Genomic DNA, 21,837 nt, shown 5'->3' with positions numbered 1-21,837 from the left:
ACCCTGCCAGAAAGAGGTTGTTCACATGTCGTTGTCTTCTTATTCCGCTCATGATGCTCTGGGGCTTGCCGCCCTTGTCAAGGCACGTGAAGTCTCACCCCGCGAGCTCGTGGAAACCGCCTTTGCCCGGCTCGATGAAATGAATCCGCTGCTGAATGCAGTAGTCCGCACCCGGCGGGAGGCAGCGCTGAAGGAAGCGGATGAGATGCCGGTTCTTGATGATGACACTTCCCGGCCGTTTGCCGGCGTGCCCTACCTGCTGAAGGATATCTCCCAGGCGATCGGCGGAGAACCGCTGACTTCGGGTGCACTGCTCATGAAGGACAATATTGCCAAGCGGGACTCCAATTACGTAGCCCGTATCCGCCGCGGCGGCTTCATACCGCTGGGACACACGAATACCCCGGAATTCGGCCTCAAAAATATTACCGAGCCCCTGCTCCACGGCCCGGCGCGTAATCCGTGGAACCCCGCCTATTCCCCCGGCGGTTCCAGCGGTGGTGCTGCTGCGGCCGTTGCCGCAGGGATCGTTCCGGCCGCCGGAGCCAGTGACGGCGGCGGCTCCATCCGCATACCGGCCTCGTTCACCGGCCTGTTCGGACTGAAGCCGACGCGCGGGCGCACGCCGGTCGGCCCTGGCGTCGGCCGCCAGTGGCAGGGCGCGTCGATCGACTTCGCCCTGACGCGGACTGTGCGCGACAGTGCCGCGATGCTTGATCTGCTGCAGGTGGTGCAGCCGGAAGCTGCTTTTCAGACCCCGCTGTATCCGGGGGTCTATCTGGATGATCTGCTGAAGCCTGCGCAGCGGAAGCTGCGAATTGCGTACACTACAGCTTCGCCGGTGGGTACACCGGTATCGGAAGAAGCTGTACAAGCTGTGATGAACACTGTAAAGTGGCTGGAATCGGAAGGCTATGCAGTCGAGGAAAAGCTGAGTCCGGTTAACGGGGTCAGACTGATGGATAACTACTATACAATGAATGCCGGAGAGGTATCGGCAATGTTCCTGTCGCTCGAGAGCGGTATGGGCCGTACGATTGCGGCAAGCGAAGTGGATATTGTTACCTGGGTGCTGGCCGAAGCTGGTAAACAGGTCTCAGCTGCAGAATTCGTACACAGTCTGCATGAATGGGATGTGGCCGCCGCGCAGATGGCGGCGCTGATGGACCGGTTCGACCTGTACATCACGCCTGCGAATGCGGATTCCGCACCGAAGATCGGAGAGCTGACCCAGACGCCTGAGGAGATTCAGCAGCTGCTGGAAGTCAGCAGTCTGTCCAAAGACGCTCAGCGGCGGATGATCTACGAGATGTTCGAGCCCAGCCTAGCCTATACGCCTTTCACCCAGCTGGCGAATCTGACCGGTCAGCCGGCGATGAGTGTTCCTGTGCATCTCACACCAGAGGGGCTGCCGATCGGAGTTCAGGTCATGGCCTCCAAAGGCCGCGAGGACCTGCTGCTTCAGCTGGCCGCTTGTCTGGAACAATCACCGCTGTGGGTGGGAATGAAGGGGAACCCGTTGTTTGCCTGATATGTATTTGCTGAGGCTGTGTGTGTAAAGCTGGACGAGATGCAGACTGACTGCGGCTGCGTGCGATGTACGCTGGCGGAACGAGGGCTATACGACTAATAAGTGGAATAACAACACTTAATTCCCTCGAAATTTGCGAATATGAGATTTTAGTTGGATAAACGACACTTAATTCCATGCATATTGGCTGATATGAGCATATTGGGCACAATTAAGTGTCATAAATCCACCTAATTCCGATTCAGCAGATGGCGCGAAAAATTAAGTGTCATAAATCCACTTATTACAGCTTCCGGCTGTAATTTATCATAGTTCTGTCTATGAACGGATTAGCTGAGTATTATGAATATGCAGATTAGCCTAGACGCAGCTTCAGGTTGCTCACTGTGCATATGAATTGAAAGGTTACTCTTAATAGCAAAGGGTGTCCCGGCAGGAATACTTTACATTTCATAATTCACATCATCATGTAGGCTTGCCTGCCGGAACAACCTTATAATTGAAGCACTTAGCGGGGCCGCAGCCTGCGCAGGGGTTACGCCAAAAAGCACATAAGAATAACAAGGAATCCAGCAGGCCATCCCGCTGCTCCCGGACCGCGAAATATGCTTTTTAACATCTGCTTCATTACATATACTTCCTCTCACGCTCATTGTCTTGGTGCCAGCAACGCTCATTCAAAAGAATGACCGGGCAGGCTTCCCTGTTCTCCATCACTTCACCGCCAGCCGCAGACATCTCATATTAGAGTACTCATAGCCCGCCGCTTCATAAAAATGCAGCGCCCGCGCATTCTCCGCATCGGCCAGCAGGGTGATCCGCAGAAATCCGTGCTCTTTGGCGTAAGCCACTATGCCGTCCATGAAGAAGCGGCCGCTGCCCTGCCTCCGCTCTTCAGCTGCTACAATGAAATCCTCCAGCATAATTACCGGCCCGCCTTCAAACGTGCTGAACGCAAACACCAGATTCACCATACCGGTCACCTTATCTCCCTGTTTGAGCAGCAGTAATTGACCGCGTTCCGGATGCGCCAGAATCAGCCGCAGTCCCGCCCTCTGCTTGTCCAGGTTAGCCGCACCGGCGAAGTCCTGCTCCATTTCAAACAGCTCCTGCAGCAGCAGGCACATTTCTTCCAGATGCTCTGTCCCGGCTTTGGCTATTGTCAGCATAGTCCCGTTTCATCTCCATTTCCATTTTATTGGGATTGGCTTAAGGCTCTGATGATGCTGAAAATAGCGTGATGATTAATCTCTTGCCCTATCATAAATGATTCCTGCCATAATCAACTGTGACTTTTCCCCTGTGAACAAGAAGGCCGCTAAACGATACTGTATGTGAGATTCTTGCAAGAAGCAGCCTACTACGAATAAAAGGACTGAGATCATGACCAGAAGTATTATTGTTACAGGCGGAGCCATTATTAAAGATAAATACGGCCGGATATTATTACAACAACGGTCTGATTACGGGGATTGGGGATTGCCCGGCGGGGGAATGGAGGCCGGAGAAACGATTGAAGAGACCATGATTAGAGAAGTTAAAGAAGAAACCGGACTTGAGGTCAATCACTATAATCTACTCTCCATTTATACAGGAGCAAGAATGATGTACACCTATCCTGATGGAAATGAAGTTGTGTTTGTCATGATCTGAAAGAAAAGGCCATAGGAATTCTAAGAACCTGATCATGTTCTATAAAATAACAGCAGGCGCCATGGACTTTGTTGTGTCCATGGCGCCTGCTGTTTCCTACGGCGCATCCATCCGCGACACCAGATACTCGCGCAGGCTGCTGTACTCCCCGCCGCTGCGGATGTCAGCGAAGGAGCGGCTGACGCTGCCTTCAGTGAGCGGATTGGCGAAGTCCTCGACAATTCTGCCCGGTCCGGGATGCATGACAATCAGGCGGCTGGACAGCAGCAGTGCCTCATCCACATCATGGGTAATGAAGAACATGCATTTCCCGGTCTTGCGCCAGATCTCCCGCAGGTGAATCTGCATATTCTCGCGGGTCAGGGCGTCCAGCGCGCTGAACGGCTCGTCGAGCAGGACGATCTCTGGCTCGGCAGCCAGAGTGCGGGCGATGGCCGCCCGCTGCTTCATGCCTCCGGAGAGCTGGTGGGGATACAGTCTGGCTGAAGCCGTAAGGCCCATCAGCTCCAGGAAATAAGCGACACGCTCCCTCCGCTCAGCCTTGGGCTGGTTCTTCATCCGCAGCCCGAACTCAATGTTACGGGCTAGCGTCAGCCAGGGAAAAAGGTTCGCCTGCTGGAACACCACGCCGACCTCGGAATCCGGCCGGGTATGGCGTTTGCCGTTAATGGCGATGCTGCCCTGCGAAGGCTTCAGGTACCCGGCGATAATGTTCAGCAAGGAGGTTTTGCCGCAGCCCGAAGGTCCAAGGACTACAACGAATTCGCCCGGTGTCAGCTGCAGATTAACCTCCTGCAGCACCTGCCTTGCTGTGGCCCCTCTGCCATAGGTGAGGCCGATGCTCTCCAGCAGGATACCCTGTCCGCTGCCGTTGGAGGTTACCGGTACTGCAGCAGCTCCGGCCATACCGGAAGCCGCCCCCCTGCGTCCGCTCTCCCCGTAATTCCCGGCACTCAGTACACCTGTACCACCGGGACCGTCCAGTTTTTCTTCCAAGATCATCGCGCCATCGCCTCCTTGTCATTGCTGGTCTAATTACCGGTATACAAATCGCTCCGCAAAGCCTGCTGGTAGACCGAGAGGTCCGGTGAATCGGTGATCGACTTCTGCTCTACAAGGAAATCACCCGTGTCCTTCAGCAGCTGTCCGAATGCGCCCGGCTGATCCGGCGTGCCCATATATTCAGGGGCTGATTGCTGCGAGGCATCCAGCACGATAATTTCATTCATCGCCTTAAGGGTGGCTTCGGCGCTAAGTCCAAGCTCAGCAGACATCGCTTCCGCCGACTCCTGCGGGTGATCCCGGTAATATTTCACCGCTTCATCCAGCACAGCGATATAGCCCTTAACGGCATTCGGATACTTCCCGATGAAATCCTTGTGCACCACGCCGAACTCTCCGGTAATGCCGCCTTTGGCCGCCACATCGGCTGAGGTGATGATGACCTTGCCGCCATCCTCCACCAGCTTCGACTGGCTCGGCTGCCAGGTATAAGCACCGTCGATATCGCCTCTCTGCCAGGCGGCAACGATGTCGGGAGCCTGCATATCAAGTATGGTAATGGATGCAGGATCAATGTTCTCCTGCTTCAGTGCCGACAGCAGGCTGAAATGCGAGGTGGAGCCGAAGGTGGTAGCGATCTTGTGGCCTTTGAGCTCGGCGAGGGAGCTGATTCCGGCAGCACTCTTGACTACCAGCGCCTCACTCTCGCCGATGACATCATGAATATAATAGATTTGATCCGGCAGACCTTGGGCTACACCGGAAGCTCCCGGAGGGGTACCCAGCAGACCGAAGTCGATTCCGCCGCTGGCAATCGCCACGTTCACGTCGCGGCCGGAATCGAACTTGAGCCAGGATATTTTGATATCGGGATATTTCTTCTCCAGCAGGCCGAGGGACTTGGCCAGCAGCTCTCCGTTCGGTGAGACCTGATAGCCTATGCGGATTTCCGTCGGCAACTCTTCCGCCGCGGCAGGTGCGGGCGTAGCTTCCTCAGCCACCGCCGCAGCTGCCTCCGTAGCGTTGGCGTTCTCTGTGGCAGCCGCCGTTTTCGCTGTATTGCCGCTGTTCCCGCTATTGCTGGCAGAATTGCCGCAGCCGGATATCACCACCAGCAAAGCGAATATTGCCAGAAGGGTCCCTAAGCGAAACTTTGAATGAAGCTGTTTCATATATTTTCTGCTCTCCTTTTATGAAAACCATAGTTATTCATTGCTCCGTCCAAGGCGATACACGCCGGATTAAACTGCGGATAATCAGATCAATCACGATGGCGATCAGTGCCATGATGATAATGCCCAGATACATAATATCGCTGCGCAGGAACTTGCTCGCATCCAGCACCAGCCAGCCGACTCCCGATACTGCAGCCACCATCTCCGCAGCTACCAGCGTGGAATAGCTTACCCCGACTGCGGTCCGCAGTCCGGTTAACAGCTCCGGCAGCACCGAGGGAAAGATCACGAAGGCATACAGCTTCCAGCCCCGTGCGCCCAGCGATCTGGCCCCGTTGATCCGGTCCGGACTCAGCCGCTGCACACTGAACACAGCCGTAATGAAGAGCGGAGCGAAAGCCCCGAGAAACAGCAGCAGCACCTTCGACACATCTGTAATGCCAAACCAGAGAATGAGCAAAGTGTAGTAGGCAAGCGGCGGCAGCGGCCGGTAGAATTCGATAAAAGGATCAATAACCGCACGCAGCACCCGGTAACGGCCGCATAGAATCCCCAGCGGCACAGCCGTAACAAAGGCTGCGGCGAGCGCCAGAAACAGCCTGCGCATGCTGGTGCCGATATGGTTCAGCAGCGTTTGGCCTTTGTACCCTTCATGCAGAACATCGGTGAAGGCTGCCCATACGGTCTGCGGCTCCGGCAGGAACAGCGGATTCACCCACTCTCTGGCACTGACCAGCCACCACAGCAGCAGTGCGGCAAGCAGGGAAGCCACCGAAATTCCCCGGTACAGCCATTCTTTGGACCAGCCTGCTGCTGCAGGCGGTAACGCGGATGCCGTTGATTCAGCCGGATTCCGGCCGTTGCCCTTTGGTTCGCTAACGCTGATACTCTGCCCTTCCTCAGGACGCGCTGCCTTCGGTGTATTGCTCTGCATGTTGCGGGTCTCCTCTCTCTTGCCGGCATACAAAAAGGCCTGACTCCGGCAAGCAGGGCAGTTTCCGCCCTTGCTCCGGCTAATCAGGCCTCCGGCTGTCCGGTAGGCTTGTACCTGAATTTATGAATTTATTATTCTGAACCCGTTACGATGTCAGCCTTAAGCCGATCATGCCGATAATAATGATGGCCAGGCATATCAGTTTGGACGGTCTAAGCGATTCTCTATACACCATGGCCCCCAGCACGACCGCTCCGCAGGAGCCGATGCCCGTCCACACGGCATAGGCCGTCCCGACAGGTATCGTCATTACCGAGCGCGACAGGCAATAGAAGCTAAGTGCAAGGGCGGCAACTGCGGCAACAGAGGGCCAGAGATGCCGGAATCCCCGGGAATATTTTAATAGAGGAACACTGGCGACCTCCGACAATCCGGCAATGATCAGCAGCAGCCAGCCCACTAGCGCAGGCCTCCTTGTTCACGGTCTGCCGGGGACGTCGTTGACAATGGCAGGAAGTGCCCTTTCTTCAGTGCCCGGCCAGGCTCACCGCCCCGAAGCGCTGCATCTGCTTCACCGCCGCCTTCCTGCGCCTCACTCTCATCCCCAGCCGTCAGCTTCAGGCCGATCATGCCACAGAGCAGCAGCAGAATGAAGAAGATCCGCCAGAACCCGGCGGGCTCGTTCAGCAGCAGCATTCCGGCAGCGGCAGTGCCTGCCGCCCCGATGCCGGTAAATACGGTATATGCGGTTCCGACAGGCAGCCGCATCATGGCTTTTACATATAAGGTATAGCTTATTCCAATGCAGCACAGGACAAGCAGGCTCGGCCAGAACAAGCGGAAGCCTTGACTGTATTTCAGCCCGGTGGCCCAGAAGATATCCACCAGTCCTCCGGCAACAACATAGAACCAGGCCGACATGCTGCGGTCCTGCAATGCAGAAGTCTGTTTCAGTGCATTCATATCTGTGCTTCTCCTTATCCGTCTAGCCGATGAACTGGAGCATGGAGCTGAAGGATTTGATCGTTTCCATCATTTCTTTCTCCATTAAGGAGAGATGGTGCCGCTTCGTCCAGGCCAGGACAATCGACACATCCAGCTCCGTATCGGCAATATCGAGCGGCACAATGCTGCCCTTGTTCAGGAAATAATCACTCATGAATTTCGGGGCAAAAGCGGCGCACAGGTTCTGGCCGATCACATTCTCCAGCATCGGAAAGCTGTCCAGCCGGTAGGCTACGTTGTAGTCTCCGTGCTTCTGCAGCAGCTCGGACACCCAGCAGTCGGTAGCGAACTCCGTATTATACAGAACCAGCGGCTGGGCCAGCGCTTCCTGCAAGGGAACTGCCCCCCGGCCTGCCAATTCTGAATCCTTGCTGACAAGCAGCACCAGCCGGTCGCGGAACAGCTCTTTGATGCAGAGATCCTTCTCCTCCGGTTGTCCGCAGGTCTTCATGACGACACCGAAGTCCGCCTTGCCGGCCGCAATGTCGCGCAGATTATTGTTCGATTCCCCGACCTTCATCAGCACATTGACACCCGGATGCCTATATTTGAACGTAGTTAGCGCATTGACCATGATCGTGTTGCTGATGAACGGCTCCACCGCAAGATGGATACTCCCGGTCATGGCCTGCGTATTCTCCTCAGCCAGTGCCTTGATGTCTTCCAGCAGGTCGATAGCTTCCATCGCCTTCTGGATTACAGCCCGACCGACATCGGTCGGCTGAACCCCCTGGTTAGTCCGCTTAAACAGCAGAATGCCGAGTTCAACCTCAAGCTTGGACACCGATGAGCTCAGCGCAGGCTGGGAAATGTAGGAGCGCTCGGCAGCCGTCGATATGGAGCCCGTTTGGGCTATCGCCACAATATGATAGAGCTGTTCCAGACGCATGGCTTCTCCCTCTTGATTCTTAATAGCCTCATTATATAACTATAAAACCAATGTGACTACTAGGAAAAAAGTCTGCTTCATCTCCTGATGCGTCCTGCTGCGCCGGTGTTCAAGGCACCCATTGCTCCAGCTGCTCCACCAGTACCGGAAGCGGGTGATACCCGCCGAGACGCAGCTTGACCTCGCCGTCCAGGAACAGCACCAGCTGCGGGATGCCCCGCAGGCGCAGACTCTGAAACAACAGCCGGTATTTGCCGGCATCTACGCCATACACATTCATCCGGCCCTGGAAATCATGGGCTATGGCCTCGGCTACCGGGAACAGCTGCCTGCAGATTTTGCAGCGCCGGGAACCGAAGAAGACAAGTACAGGACCTTCACTGCCGAAAGCGAGCGCTTCGAATTCACTGTCCGTAATATGGGAGACCGGCCTGCGCGGAATTTCCGGGCGCATGCTTACACTCCGCCCCCCGCACCTGCTGTCACTGGCTCTCCCGCCTCTGCGGGTTTTCCTGCCGCCGGGATCTCTTCCTCCGCAGAACCGGCCAGAATCTGATAGATGATCCCGCCCTCAGCATTCTCCGGTACCGGGGACCCGGTAAGATGGCAGATGGTCGGCACGATATCAACGACTTTGACTTTGCGGCCGATGACTTCCCCGCTCTTCACCCCGGCTCCCAGGGCAATAAACAAAGCTCTCATGGAGTACCCCAGCAGAGTGTGGTTGCTGAGGCCGTTGCCGTGGCAGCGGGTGAAGTCAGCCTCAAGGATGTAGAAAATATCGCCGGAGTTCTCTCCGCCAAGACCCACTACTTCCATGTCATTGCGGTTCAGCGCGAAGCTGATGACTCTTCTGCCTGTCTTGGGATCACGGTAACTGTACAGATCATCGATGATCTTCGCTACCGTGCTGTCATAGTCTGCCGGATCAACAATTCCCTGTGGATCACGGCCTTTTACATTGAGATAAATGAAGGTAGCGCGCTGAGCAACAGCTGTCGTCCGGCTCCAGTCAATCTCATAGCTGCCTCCGTTTTCCTTAAGCTGCGTGTACCCGAGGTCACCGAGAATGCCGACGTTGATGCCCCACATGTCGCCGATCAGCGGGTGATCAGTCTCGGGGTTCTTCGCGACTCCCGCATGGTCGGAGACAATAAAGGCCGCCGTCCCGCCGTCCAGCCGGTCCAAGAGAGCGCTGATGAAGCGGTCGCTGATCTCATAGATTTTATAGATAATCTCCTGATAACGTTCATACTCCGCAGACGCAGCGGGCAGCGTATGGTCCAGGTAGAAATGATTGAACATATCAATACCGTGCATGTGAGTGTAGAACAAATCCCACTCATTGTTATCCAGCAGATGATTGATCGCATCCACATGCCAGCTGTACATTTCCTCAATCGATTCCAGCAGCACCTGATCCGCCTGCGGATTCAGACGGCTGTAATTGGAGGGCTGTAGCATCGGGCCGACTTTGCTGTATAGCTCCTCCCCGATATTTTGCGGATAAAAGTATTTGCCCGTCTTCAAATCGAGCACATATGAGGCGTAGAACTTAAAGCTGTTACCGGCGGGGTCCAGCTCCAGCACACGGATTTTGTAGGCGACTGGAATGTCCGCGCCCTCAATGCTGTAGGTGTCATAGATCCAGCCGCTCCATTCTCCGGGTCCGGCTTCACCGAGAGGCACCGCTGCCGTTTTGGAGGCATAAATCTGAACCCGGCTGTAATCCCCTTGATCATCGGCAACCAGCAGACCGTACCGTCTGGCCTGCCCGTTATTTACCGGAACCGCGAACTCACGCGCTCCTGCCGGAGCAGAAGTCCAGCCTTCAGCCGGTCTCAGCGGCGTATAAATCTGATCCGCAGTCGGCACATCTGCAGACAACTCTCCATCCTGGGTCGTTGTGACCAGCCCCGGCTGGGTATAGCCATAGCCTTCGTAAGTATCCTTGCTGATCTCGGCCTTCTGCGACGTTTCTTCTCCTTCAAACCGGCAGTTGGCCCCGGTATTATCCACGACATGGGGGATTTCAATTAGCTCGGCATATTCCGCGCGGCCTTCATATACTTTCTCATAGTCAATGTAACCGCGCAGATTGGTGTAGATGCTCGTTCCGTCCACATAGATTGCATCCTCCACCTGCGGCGGCCAGGACGTTGGATAGTTGAAAATAATACTCTTTTTGCCCGCCCGTGCATAAGCCTGCCAGATCGTCTCCGCCTTCAGCAGCCCCGAGTCAAAGCCATAATCCAGCACATCCAGCTCATTGCCGAGCGTATGGTTCCAGAAGCAGGTAATGCCGTGGGTCGCCGGATACGCGCCCGTAGCAATGGATGCCCAGTTCGGCGGCGTTATCGCCGGAAGCACGCTCTGCATACCCAGATCGCTGGTGGTTACACCGGCATCGAGCGCTCTTTTGAAGCCCGGAAGCTTGCCTTCTGCCACATATTTGCGGATGACTGCCGGATCTGCACCGTCCAGACCCAGCAGCATTACCTTCTTCGCTTTGCTGTTGTTGTTGTTGTTATTGTTGTTGCTGTTGTTGCTGCTGCTGTGAGCACCGTCTTTGCCGTTTGCCATAACCTCACTCCGTCCAGGGATTTTTAGATATTCCTATGAGATAACTAGGAATTAATCTCTGTGGTCATTATAGACGGCAGCCCGTGCGCTTGTTAAATAGACGTTGCTTATACGGGTATAAGCGGCGCTTATCCCCGCAGGACAAGTGGAAACGGCTTTGCCGACCTTATAAAGCGGGATCGTTCAGCGGGATCGTTTCAAAGCGAAATATCCCGCCCCATTACAGGTGCAGGATATCCTCTGGACTCGATATTCCGCTTCAGTCCGGAAGCTTAGCTCCACGCGTGCGGAACTCCCGCGGAGTCTGGCCGGTCTGGCGGTGGAAGAGGCGGGAGAAGTAATGGAGTGAGCTGAAGTGGTATTTCTCGGCAATCTCGGTAATACTCAGCGGGCTATGCAGCAGGTCTTCCTTGGCCCGGTTGACCCGGAAGCGGTTCATATACTCCACAGGTGAGGCCCCGGTAGATTTGCGGAACAGCTCGAAGAAATGCCCCCGGCTCAGCTGAAGACTGCTGTAATATGCCTCCAGCGGCTTCGGTACATCATGCAGCAGATCCTGCTCCATCTGTTCCAGCAGCGAGCTGATCCGCCGGTCCGGGATGGGCTGGCCGCTCAGCAGCAGATGCAGCAGATCATCAATGAACTCCTGGAAATGGCGCTGAATCGTCAGATTACGGATGAAGGTCTGCTCATTGTCGAACTCGCCTGCCTTATAGAACTTCTGAAACCGCTCTGTCCACCCGCGCAGCAGCCCCGCGTCCATGAACTGCGGAAGCGGATACGGGAAAAGCGGACCCAGCAGCTCCTTCTGCAGCTGCTCTGGCTTATAGCAGATCGGACAGGCCCATTCAAAGACGCCCTCCCGGTCCACATGATGCCAATCGAAATAGCAGCACAGATGAACCATGGGTTCGGCAGCGTCCGCACGCCATTCATGAAGCTGCCCGGGCGGGAGATGGATCAGCATTCCCGGACTGACCCGGTGGGCATGTCCCCCTGTTAACAGTGTCCCGTAACCTTCGCTGATCAGGTAAACCGAGCTCATATAGCAGATTCGCGGGGAGCTGGATTGCCCTTTGGCAAAGGGATAGCGGGTAGCCAGATAGACGTAAGGATGTATCGCGGAAAAGTTCATACGCTCCTCCTCCCCTCCTTCCTCCCTTTCGTTGGTGGTTACTCTGTAACGTTCGAAGCCTGCGCGGCTTCAATGGCGGCTGCCAGCTCTTCGTAAGATGAACCCGGCAGCAATTGGCCGTTCACCATAAACTTCGGTGTCCCGTTTACCCCGTAATTCCCTGCGGTTTTGAAATCCTCTTTGACCGGAAGCATGTACGTATGCGCCTGCAGATCCTTCGCGAACCGGTCATAATCAATGCCGCTGATGTTGTCCTTCACGAAATCAAGCATAAACTGCGGGGTAGCCCAAATCTTCGTCTCATCCCCCTGATGGTCGTACAGCTTGCTCATGAATTCCCAGAATTTATCGTTGTCCAGGGCAAATACCGCTTCACCCGCGCTAGCTGCCATAATCGAATCCCGGTCGATGAAGGCGAAGTTAATGAAGAACAGCTCTGCCTTGCCGGTATCTATGAATTCCTGTTTGAACTGTTCAAAATAGGTCTCCTTCCACTTCTTGCAGGCAGGACACTTGAAATCGGCGAATTCAATCACCTTGGCTTTGGCTGTGGTGCTGCCGAGATGCGGCTGCTTCTCATATTTCAGGCCATTCGCATCGAAGTCTCCGCGGATTTCCGTATAATTGGGCAGTCCGTCCAGCCCGCCCGCCGCCCTGGTCCGGTTAAGGAACGCTACGGATACAGCCAGCACCATCACACAGATTACGATGACCGGAACTGCGAAACCGGAACTTTTCTTTGTTTGTTTTACCTTCGATTTAGCCATTGCTGTTTATCCCCCTAGATAAAATTAACACCGCTTATTGATAGCGCTTTCTATGCTGAATATAAGCTGGAGGATATTTCAGCGTAAAGGTACACTTGCGGCAGCAGGGTACCTTTCCCCCGTTCAGACTGGGCGTGACAGTCCAGCGTCAATTCACCCGCCGATCGTGCAACAACCGGACCCTACGCTAAATACTTTCCGGCGGGATTCGCCTACGATTTATGTCAGGTAAACCCTATAGACGGTTTAGTACATTTAGAAAAACAGGTCAATACAGCTTGGAGGAGGCATAACTAAGATGAAAAAAACTAAGGTATCATCGGTGACGGAGGGTGCGGAGGTGGCGAAGGCGGAGGTGGCGACGATTGAGGCGGAAGTGATGGTGGAGCTCGAGATGGCTGGGGCGGTAGCTGCGGTGACGGAGATGGTGGAGGCGGTATCGTCGGTGATGGAGGCAGACCCTATGGTGGTGGAGGAAACTGTGGAGGTGATTGGAGCGGTGACTGAGATGGCAGAGGCGGTAGCGGCGACGGAACCGGGACCAGCAGCAGGTTATGCAGCGGCAGGTAGTCTGCTTCATGCCCAAGAGCAGGCGGGGCGGCATAATATTACCTTCAGCGGTCCGGCGGCGGATTTCTTCGAAGGGGCGCTGCTGGGCAACGGCGGGCTTGGTGTGGTGGTGACCACCCGGCCGGATGCGGTTATACTGCACTTCGGACACAACAATGTCTGGGATATCCGGATTGCCGAGCATCATGCGGAGGAGATTCTGACCTTCCAGGAAGTGTACGACCGCTTCGCTTCGCTTCCCGCTAATCTCGGCCAGCTTACGGACAACCCGTGGTACCGCGAATACTGCGAAATGGCCGGAGACAACTACAGCAAGCCCTACCCGCGCCCGATGCCCTGCGGCTCGCTGCTGCTCCGGTATGACCGGCGCCGCGCGGAGGTACTCGGCCACACGGTGCATATTGGCGACGGACGCTGCACGGTTGATTTCCTGATCAGCGGCAAGCCGGCGGTGTTCGAGCTATTTGTGGAGGCGGAGCAGGACCGGATGTGGATGTCGGTAACAGATACGGCGACCGGTTCGCAGGTTCCGCTGTTCCATGAGGCCAGGCTCATTCCCGATCCCAAGACACCGCAGGAGTTCCCTCCGGCGTCTTGGGAAAACGATGCTGGTGCTGGCCTGATGTCTTTTACACAAATTCTGCCGCACATGGAGTTCCCCGCTTCGCCTTACCTTCCGCATGAGCGGGACAAGGCGTTCCGGCTGGCGGTCCGGCTGCCTGGAGCAGAATTCATTGGCAGCGGCAGCATTGCCCGTCTGGATAGCTCAGGGAAATCCGGCGGATTTCTGGCCTGCGCAGAATTGCGGGAGGGACCGGCAGCGGAGATAGCGACTTTAGCTGACACAGGAACTGTAATCTGTGCTCAACCTGGACCTAGCGCATCTGCCAGGATGAACGCGCCGACACGCGCCGGTTACGACCACGCGCTGGCGCAGACCCGGGAAGCATGGCGGGAATACTGGGGGCATTCCTTCATCACCTTGGAGGATGAATTCCTGGAGCAGATCTGGTACCGCAATCTCTACTTCCTGAACTGCTCCGTCAAAGCGGGAATAACCTGCCCCGGCCTGTTCGCCAACTGGAGCTACGGCTCCATCGGAGCGGATTGGCACGGAGATTATCATATGAACTACAACACCCAGCAGCCATTCTGGGTGACGTTCTCCAGCAACCATCTGGAGAAGCATCTGCCCTACGCAGACATGGTGGATCATGTACTGCCGGTCAGCCGCAAATGGGCACGCGAATATTACAGACTGCCCGGCGCCTATTTTCCGCATTCTGCCTACCCTGTAGAAATGAGCATGATGCCTTACCCTGTTCCGCATTGGGGCTGGGAAATATGCGAGACTCCATGGACTGTACAGAGTTTATGGTGGCATTATCAATATTCAATGGATGAGGAATTCCTGCGCAGCCGCGCCTTCATGCCTATGAAGGAAGCCGTCCTGTTCATGACGGCTTATATGAAACGTCCCGAAGCTTATGGTCAGCCCTGGAAGGACGGCTGCTATCATATTTTCCCGACGGTGGTGCCTGAGTTGTATGAGATCACGCCGGGATTCGCCCGCAACAGCGATTGCCTGATCGATCTGACGCTGACCAAATTTATCTTCCGGGCATTCATCAGTGCCTGTACCGTTCTGGGTGAGATTGAAGCAGAAGGAGCCCTGCTGACTGAAGTACAGGATATCCTGAATCACTTTCCGGAGTATCCGGAAGCCGAATCCGCTTCGGGCCGTGTATTTGTATCCGTAGCTGGCGAAAATCCGGACACCGTCTACAATGTTCCGGTTCCGCTGACCACTGTCTTCCCCGGCGAAGAACACGGTCTGCATTCTCCTCCGGCAGAGTATCAGACGGCGGTGAATACTTACCGCAATCATCTCAATGAAGGCGGGAATGAGCTGGTGTTCCAGCCCCTGGCCGGGGCGCGGCTAGGTATTCTTGATCTGGAGCGGTTCAAGCGGCAGATCCGGTACTGCCTGCTGCCTAACGGCACCTGCACAGATAAAGTGCTGATGAGCGGCGGACGCTACTCCGATACGGACGACTTCAGCTTCATGGCGCGCATGGGTATCTGGTTTGAGAATTTCGCACTGCCCGCCGTTATCAACGAATGCCTGCTCCAGAGTTATAACGGCGTGCTGCGCTTTTTCCCCAACTGGCCGGAGCATGACAGCGCAGAATTCCGCAGCCTGCGCGCGGTAGGCGGCTTCCTCGTCAGTGCGTCCATCCGGGCAGGTGAAGTGCAGCAAATCGAGGTGTTCAGTGAAGCAGGAGCTCCGTTATCCTTCTATATTCCTTGGGAGCAAGGGGCCGAATGTACCCGTTCCTCCGGGGAGATGCAGACCTTCACAGGTATGGACGCGGATATGCAGACTTCTGCCGGGGAAATTATCCGCATCGTTAAAGCGGGGGGATAGCTCCTAAACAAATCAATCGCCAGAGAACAAACTAGGAAAAGCCACTTTGGCAACTTGCTTGCTGAGGATTTGCAATGACTGGATTACGGTATATGCGGCAGGCTTAATCTTAGTTGCACTTTGTACAACTATATTATCTGATTTAGCACGGATTATCCGTTTAGTTGTATTCCGTACAATTAAACTGCCGTACTTAGATGGTTTTTACCGATTCGGACAAATTTAGTTGTACAGACTACAGTTATAAGAGGCGAGCAGCCCTTTTCGCCTTTTTTAGTTGTACATTATACAACTATCACGGAATTCCCCGTTGGAACTGAATACTCAAATTGCTGCATGTATGAAATGTTTGAATGAACTCACTACTCTAGCTCTGATGTAGTACGATTCAGTCGACAGTTCCATAGCGCCATAGTCCCCTAAGGCTTCATTCCCGCCAAGAACACACGGTTATCGTGCAAAAGCAGCAAATAAGCGGGGGCGAAATTCGCCCCCGCTTCTCTTACGCCAACAGCTCCAGCCGGCTGCCCAATTTGTAGCTTCCGCCCGCTTCCGCCTGGAAGACTGTTCGTACCTCACCCCATCGTACCGTCACCATTCCCGGAGAAAAGGTACGGACCTCGGCTGCAGTCAGCTGGCCGTTATCCCAGGCAACATCCACTTCCGCATTCCCCTTGGCCCGCAGGCCGGATACCGCTCCAGTGCTCCATGCCGCAGGAAGGGCAGGCAGCAGATGAATCTCTCCCGCGTGGCTCTGCAGCAGCATCTCAGCAATCAGCGCTGTACCGCCGAAATTCCCGTCGATGACGAAAATATTGCTCTCCGCTCCGGCAATACCCGATTTGGAGTAGGTGAACAGATTATCGAAGCACAGGCCGCCGATCAGGTGAGAAATATGCTTATAGGCATCCTCCCCGTCATGCAGCCGGGCAAACCCGAGTCCGAACAATGCCGCCGTGAACTCCACATCCTCCAGCTCGTTCTGTTGCATCCGGTTCTCCAGCGTAACTCTGGCTGCCCTGCTGAGTTCCGGTGTCCGGCCGGGAGTAATCCGATTGCCGGGATACAGTGCGAACAGATGGGACAGATGGCGGTGCTCCGGCTGGGCTTCCTCATAATCCTCCAGCCACTCCTGCAGCTGCCCCTTCCTGCCGATCTGAAGCGGCGGCAGCTTAGCTGCAGCCGCCTGGAGCATCTGCCGGAACGCTTCATCCCGGTCCAGAAGCGCTGCCGCCATCAGGCAGAATTCAAACAGCTCCCGGACCAGAATCTGGTCCATCGCCGGACCCATAGACAGCTGCTGCGCGCCATCGCCAGGATCACCGGGATAGAAGCTGTTCTCCGGTGAATTCGCCGGTCCGGTAACCAGCCAGCCATGCTTGGGGTGGATACACATGTAATCGAGGAAGAATACGGCCGCCTCTTTGAGCACCGGATAGGCTTGGCGCGCCAGGAACTCACGGTCCAGACTATATTCATAATGCTGTATCAGATGTGTGGCAAGCCATAGTCCGCCTGTAACATTAAGTCCCCATGAAGTCTCCCAGCCGGGAAGCGTAAATCCCCAGACGTTCGAAAATACATGCGCAACCCAGCCCTTGCTGCCGTACAGATTGCCTGCCGTTGATTTTCCCGCCTGTGCCAGCTCTTCAACATAGCGCATCAGCGGAAGATGGCTGTCCCCCAGATTCGTAATCTCCGTAGGGTAATAGTTCATCTGGGTGTTGACGTCCAGGTGATAATCACAGCTCCAGCCCATCCGGCAGGCTTCCCCGTCATTCCAGATCCCCTGCAGATGCATAGGCAGCGGCGAATCGGCCCGTGAACCGGCGATCGTCAGGTAACGCCCGTACTGCAGGAACAGTGCGAACAGCTGGGGATCATCCCCGCCGCCCCGGGCCAGGGATTGAATACGCTGACCGGTGGGGAGATCCGCCTTATCTGAGCGCCCCAGGTGAATATTCACCTTGTCATACTGGCTGCGGTAATCGGCAATATGCTCTTCTCGCAGCAGTTCATAGCCCTTGCCTGCCGCCTGATCAATGGTGCTGCGGCTTTCTGATTCCCAGTCCGCATCTGTACGGCGGTAATTCGTGCTGACGGCGAAGTAAATCCAGGCTTCATCCGCTCCGCTGACAGTCAATAGGCCGTCACCGCTATGAATCGAACCGCCGGATATCACCACCTTGACCCATCCTTTGGCATAGACTCCGCAAGTGCCGTTGCTGTGTATATTTTCTGTTGCCTGGCTCTTGAATTCCAGCATATCGCCTTCCACGGCTGTCGCTCTAAACTGCCCCGTCCCGTTCACCAGACTGAGCGAAAAGGACACTGTACCCGGCAGTCCGCCCCAGATCCTTGACGCTACCAGATCACCCGCATGCGAGGCAAAAACCTCACGGTGCAGCGTTGAACTCTTACCCTGATGCACCGCTCCGGCCACCGCATTCGTCAGATCAAGCTCCCGCCGGAATTGTCCGCCATCTCCTGATTCCTGCTCCCGGTTCTGCATCTGCTCCGCAAAATCAATCACCACCTCGCATAGTCCGAGGTTCGTGCCGAAATTCTGCTTCTTAGGCTGCAGATGCCGCTTAGCCAGACGGTCGCCCCCTTCGTAATCCCCGCTGAAGAAATGCTGGCGCATTTCTTCCAGCGCAGCCTTACCCCCTCCGGAGGAAGGTACCGGGTCGCTCTGCCCCGACCAGTAGGTGACCTCGCTCATACTCCATACTTCGCGGTGCGGAGCAGCCATCACGACTGCCCCTAATCTGCCGTTCCCCAGAGGCAATCCCTGGGCCCAGCTCACTGCCGGCTCAGAATACCATAATTTGAAATCATTCATACCGCATTCTCCTGTCTGTCATAATCTGCCCGCCTCCAGCAGGTTCAAGGCACGCTTACATTCACTGTTCCTCTATGCAAAAAGAATTCGCTGTCACGTCTACCCCGCTACAGGCTGTAAGCCGGACAGCATTCTCAAGGCTTGAGAACCTTTCCTCGTCCATGCTCTTGTCCTTGTCCTTGTCCATTTTCCTGTTTCGATCTCCCGCATCTGCCGCCGCAACAACCACACGGTTATGTCTGAACGTTAAGCCCTGCGTGCTTCTGGCACCGAGAACGGGGGCATCCCCAGTCTCAAAGTGGTTGTGCTCTATGCATATATTCCGGTGCACAGGTGCCCTGCTGTCCGCTTCCTTATTCTCCGGGGCTATGTGGATGACCGGAGCTTCACTGCTGCCGCAGGCAATAAACTGGTTCCCGGCAATGGTCATGTCCCTGGCCACACCGGACTCATACCAGGACTCTACATCGGCAGCAACCAGTATGGCGCTCATCTGCATCCGTTCGAATACGTTATCCCGGATTACTGTTCTGCGCCGCGTAGCCGCCAGAATCCCTCTGGTCGGAATCCGCGAGAAAACATTCCCCCTGATCTCCACCTCAGGAGTCCAGGTGACATTCTCAATGACATCATTTCCGCCGATGCCCGGCGGAACCGGCCCTTCCAGCGTTAACTCCAGTTCGCGCGGATTCAGCTGCCGGACACCGGCAACCCGGCTGGCTGCATAAGCTGTCAGGGATTCCGCACGGACGAACTCAATCTCATCGCCCGGGTGAAAGGCCATGAACCCATACGTTTGCGGATGCATAAAGCGGACCCTCAACGTGTTTCCGGCAGACTGCCCGGCAATCCGCAGATAGGTGCCGTGCACATTGATTGCATCATCATGTGCCCCGCTAAAGCGGCTGTCTTCGATCAGAAGCTGTCCCCTGCAGCCGGACAGATGAATGAAATCGGCGAATCCGGCCACAGTCCGCCCGGTTTCAGGGCGCGGCGACAGATCCAGCTGCCGGAAGAGAAGATCCCGGCTGAACTGGCCCACGATCCCCAGCCCATGCATGAAATGCACACCTGCGTTCTGAAACGTCACGCCGGAGCACTCCGTGATGAAGATTCCGGCCTGATCCCGGATGCCGTCCCGTACCTGCAGGACATTCCCCGGGGTAGCCTCCGGCCGGAAACCGAAACAGAATCGCAGCCTGTGAGGGCCGATCTCTTCGACCTGCCGGGCCTCTGCCAGCCAGTTCTCCGTCCGCCAGGTTATGTTCTGCACGGGATCATAAACCTGCATCGGGCCTTCACGGAACCGCCAACCCTCGCCTGTCCAGTCCAGCCTGCCGCCGATCAGCTCATACCGAGAATCCGGGTGCACGGTGACTTCGCAGAAGTCTGCACCGCATTGCTCCACGGTCATCTCGGCTACTGTAGGCTGGACATAATCCAGATGCAGGTTGCGGATCTCCATGTCCGTGCAGCCGTCCAGAATCAGCATCGTCTGCTTCCCGTGGAAGAGGAACAGCGAGCCGTTCCCGTCCAGTGTCAGCTGACGCCGCCCCTTCAGCAGCAGCCCTGCGGTTTTGGTCACATCGGGAAGCTCTTCCTCGCTGGCCGTGTTGGTAATGTAATAAGGAACCCGGAGCGCGGCGTCCGGGTAGAAATGATAGCAGCCCTGCGGGCAGTCCAGCAGCACCGGTCCTTCCAGCCTGCCTGCGGCTTCTATTGCCCGCCGCATCGCAGGCTGGGCATCCCCGTCCGAATCCGGAACGGCGCCGAAATCAGTCAGCCGTAGCACAGTCCGGTGAACCGGCTGATCATCGTCTACGGGATGAACTTCGTGATGAATATCAAACACCTCCCGGATGAATAGTTATGAAGCAGACGGCTCATGAGTTGCCGGACTGCTCAGTTGCGGTGCTGCATCAGTTGTGCAGTAGCTTAAGTACCCGCAGACCGGTCCCGGTACTCCGGCTGTCCTTGTGCCCTGTATTGCGGACAGTAATCTGAAGAATACCGCGCTCCGCTTGAATCGGGAACAACGCCAGGATTGGACGGTAAGCATTCAGGCACCAGTCATCGAACAGATTGACTTCAGCGTAAGGCCCGCCGTTCAGCGAATATTCCACAATACCCGAGTCCGGCCCGTACAGCAGCACCAGTCCGGCACCTTGTCCCGTCACCGTGAAGCTGAATTCTGCCTGCGGATCATCAGTATAGGCATGCTCTGTAGAGAACCGCCAATTCATCAGCGGCTCCCCGGGCTCCAGCTCCTGGGTGCGGAAGCCTGCGGAATAGGCGGCGGCACTGTAATCCAGCAATCCGCCGTACTCATAATTCCGGCTATCCAGCGGAATGGGCAGCAGCGCTTCCTCTCCTGCTTCCTGTATCAGCTGTACCGTCTCTTGCGCTTCTGCTTCCTCTCCAGGTACTGCTGCTTCCCGCCCCGTTTCCTTTTTCAGCACCGCCGTCACTTGTGCTTCTGCTTCCTCTCCAGGCACCCCCGCTTCCGGCCCTGCTTCCTCCAGCCATCCCGGCTGAACGCCGCATGGCACAATCGCCTGCTGCAAGTACTCCTGCACCAGCCCTGCATACAGCGCATGCCCCGCATCAAGCGGATGGTATCCGTCCGGAGCGAACCTCTTCCAATTCAGCTCACCTGTGTGGATCATGGTATACACCTTCGCCGCACAGTCAATCGACGGGATGCCATAATGATCGGCCACCTCCTCATGCACGGCGATATTAAAAGGCTTGTAGCCGGTCAGGTTCTTGTCGGCTGCCGTGTACACGAAGATCAGCTCCGTCTCCGGTGACAGACGCCGGCACTGGCGGACAATTCCCTCCATACCGCGGATGGACTCCCCGCGGTCTTCCCCGTCATTCACGCTGAATTCAACAAACAGCAGGTCTATTTCCCCGTGGCGCAGCACATGCTCCTGCAACCGGTGTGCACCGAAGGTGGAGGTGGTCCCGCCGACCCCGGCATTGATGCAGTTCACGGGATGGCCGGCGTAGAGCCTTTGCAGATATGCTCCGGTCAGTGCACGCCAACTGGTGGCCTCCGCATCCGAAGCACCTGCCCCTTCTGTAATCGAGCCGCCCAGAAACGCGGCTGTAAGCGGGGCAGCCCCCGCAAGCTTGCTTCTCATCCCGGGCAGTCCCCGGCGCGGTTCAATACCCGGAATGCCTCCGCTGTTCTGGTATTGCATAATTCCACCTCTTTACCAAATGAATAGGCCTTAGCCTTACTTGCGGTGAATACTTGAACGTGTTTGAACGTCCCTACAAACAGCAATGCCGGCCAAGGAGGCCGGCATCCGTTTTGC

The 21,837-nt window shown here is 56.0% G+C and carries 17 protein-coding genes; 3 read left to right on the top strand and 14 right to left on the bottom strand.

All coding sequences use genetic code 11. From position 1 onward, the window contains the following. The first annotated feature begins 25 nt into the window (after nucleotides 1-25). The gene (locus NSU01_RS08965; RefSeq protein WP_042134919.1) at nucleotides 26-1,531 is read left to right on the top strand and encodes an amidase; all 1,506 of its coding nucleotides are present in this window, start codon (nucleotides 26-28) and stop codon (nucleotides 1,529-1,531) included. A gap of 713 nt (nucleotides 1,532-2,244) precedes the next feature. Here NSU01_RS08965 and NSU01_RS08960 read toward each other — a convergent pair. Continuing rightward, nucleotides 2,245-2,700: a GNAT family N-acetyltransferase gene (locus NSU01_RS08960; protein WP_042134916.1), complete on the bottom strand. Its 456-nt coding sequence runs from the start codon at nucleotides 2,698-2,700 to the stop codon at nucleotides 2,245-2,247. 214 nt (nucleotides 2,701-2,914) lie between these two features. On the opposite strand from NSU01_RS08960, the gene NSU01_RS08955 reads away from it, so the two are divergent. Beyond that, entirely contained in the window at nucleotides 2,915-3,184 is a 270-nt protein-coding gene (locus NSU01_RS08955; protein ID WP_081969890.1) for an NUDIX domain-containing protein, read from the top strand. A 96-nt stretch (nucleotides 3,185-3,280) separates the two neighbouring features. Here NSU01_RS08955 and NSU01_RS08950 read toward each other — a convergent pair whose 3' ends face one another. The 10 genes from NSU01_RS08950 to NSU01_RS08905 all read right to left on the bottom strand — a co-directional run bounded on the left by NSU01_RS08950 (nucleotide 3,281) and on the right by NSU01_RS08905 (nucleotide 12,674). Then, the gene (locus tag NSU01_RS08950) at nucleotides 3,281-4,186 is read right to left on the bottom strand and encodes an ABC transporter ATP-binding protein (protein ID WP_256703738.1); all 906 of its coding nucleotides are present in this window, start codon (nucleotides 4,184-4,186) and stop codon (nucleotides 3,281-3,283) included. Between the two features lie 29 nt (nucleotides 4,187-4,215). Beyond that, nucleotides 4,216-5,358, bottom strand: a complete 1,143-nt coding sequence (locus NSU01_RS08945) for an aliphatic sulfonate ABC transporter substrate-binding protein (protein ID WP_076242571.1) — start codon at nucleotides 5,356-5,358, stop codon at nucleotides 4,216-4,218. A gap of 37 nt (nucleotides 5,359-5,395) precedes the next feature. Further along, the gene (locus NSU01_RS08940) at nucleotides 5,396-6,295 is read right to left on the bottom strand and encodes an ABC transporter permease subunit (RefSeq protein WP_083705135.1); all 900 of its coding nucleotides are present in this window, start codon (nucleotides 6,293-6,295) and stop codon (nucleotides 5,396-5,398) included. Nucleotides 6,296-6,440: 145 nt separating this feature from the next. Further along, the gene (locus NSU01_RS08935; protein ID WP_076242570.1) at nucleotides 6,441-6,755 is read right to left on the bottom strand and encodes a multidrug efflux SMR transporter; all 315 of its coding nucleotides are present in this window, start codon (nucleotides 6,753-6,755) and stop codon (nucleotides 6,441-6,443) included. Further along, nucleotides 6,755-7,258, bottom strand: coding sequence for a multidrug efflux SMR transporter (locus NSU01_RS08930; protein ID WP_076242569.1), 504 nt, complete (start codon nucleotides 7,256-7,258; stop codon nucleotides 6,755-6,757). The genes NSU01_RS08935 and NSU01_RS08930 overlap by 1 nt, the downstream gene beginning before the upstream one ends. Nucleotides 7,259-7,280: 22 nt before the next feature. Continuing rightward, nucleotides 7,281-8,189 carry a LysR family transcriptional regulator gene (locus NSU01_RS08925; protein WP_042134910.1) on the bottom strand — a complete coding sequence of 303 codons (909 nt, stop codon included), beginning with the start codon at nucleotides 8,187-8,189 and terminating at the stop codon, nucleotides 7,281-7,283. Between the two features lie 109 nt (nucleotides 8,190-8,298). Beyond that, nucleotides 8,299-8,643 (bottom strand): thioredoxin family protein, encoded by a 345-nt coding sequence (locus tag NSU01_RS08920; protein WP_052421732.1) that lies wholly within the window; start codon nucleotides 8,641-8,643, stop codon nucleotides 8,299-8,301. A gap of 2 nt (nucleotides 8,644-8,645) precedes the next feature. Further along, nucleotides 8,646-10,772: an alkaline phosphatase family protein gene (locus tag NSU01_RS08915; protein WP_076242568.1), complete on the bottom strand. Its 2,127-nt coding sequence runs from the start codon at nucleotides 10,770-10,772 to the stop codon at nucleotides 8,646-8,648. Between the two features lie 259 nt (nucleotides 10,773-11,031). Further along, a complete protein-coding gene (locus NSU01_RS08910) occupies nucleotides 11,032-11,907 on the bottom strand; it encodes a helix-turn-helix domain-containing protein (protein WP_076242567.1) in 876 nt (291 codons plus the stop codon). Nucleotides 11,908-11,945: 38 nt separating this feature from the next. Further along, nucleotides 11,946-12,674 carry a thioredoxin domain-containing protein gene (locus NSU01_RS08905; RefSeq protein ID WP_076242566.1) on the bottom strand — a complete coding sequence of 243 codons (729 nt, stop codon included), beginning with the start codon at nucleotides 12,672-12,674 and terminating at the stop codon, nucleotides 11,946-11,948. Nucleotides 12,675-12,972: 298 nt separating this feature from the next. On the opposite strand from NSU01_RS08905, the gene NSU01_RS08900 reads away from it, so the two are divergent. Beyond that, nucleotides 12,973-15,672 (top strand): hypothetical protein, encoded by a 2,700-nt coding sequence (locus NSU01_RS08900; protein ID WP_076242565.1) that lies wholly within the window; start codon nucleotides 12,973-12,975, stop codon nucleotides 15,670-15,672. A gap of 502 nt (nucleotides 15,673-16,174) precedes the next feature. Here the strand turns inward: NSU01_RS08900 and NSU01_RS08895 are convergent. The 3 genes from NSU01_RS08895 to NSU01_RS08885 form a co-directional block, all read right to left on the bottom strand. Continuing rightward, nucleotides 16,175-18,514: a glycoside hydrolase family 95 protein gene (locus NSU01_RS08895; protein ID WP_042134905.1), complete on the bottom strand. Its 2,340-nt coding sequence runs from the start codon at nucleotides 18,512-18,514 to the stop codon at nucleotides 16,175-16,177. A 61-nt stretch (nucleotides 18,515-18,575) separates the two neighbouring features. After that, nucleotides 18,576-20,366, bottom strand: coding sequence for a right-handed parallel beta-helix repeat-containing protein (locus tag NSU01_RS08890; protein WP_144025963.1), 1,791 nt, complete (start codon nucleotides 20,364-20,366; stop codon nucleotides 18,576-18,578). A gap of 67 nt (nucleotides 20,367-20,433) precedes the next feature. Continuing rightward, a complete protein-coding gene (locus NSU01_RS08885; protein ID WP_076242564.1) occupies nucleotides 20,434-21,720 on the bottom strand; it encodes an SGNH/GDSL hydrolase family protein in 1,287 nt (428 codons plus the stop codon). Nucleotides 21,721-21,837: the final 117 nt, after the last annotated feature.

Origin of the sequence: Paenibacillus sp. FSL H8-0259 (genome assembly GCF_037963255.1) — a bacterium.
Lineage (GTDB): Bacteria > Bacillota > Bacilli > Paenibacillales > Paenibacillaceae > Paenibacillus_AQ > Paenibacillus_AQ phytohabitans.
The sequence above is the reverse complement of the archived record's forward strand: the minus strand, read 5'-3'. Positions and strand labels throughout refer to the sequence as shown.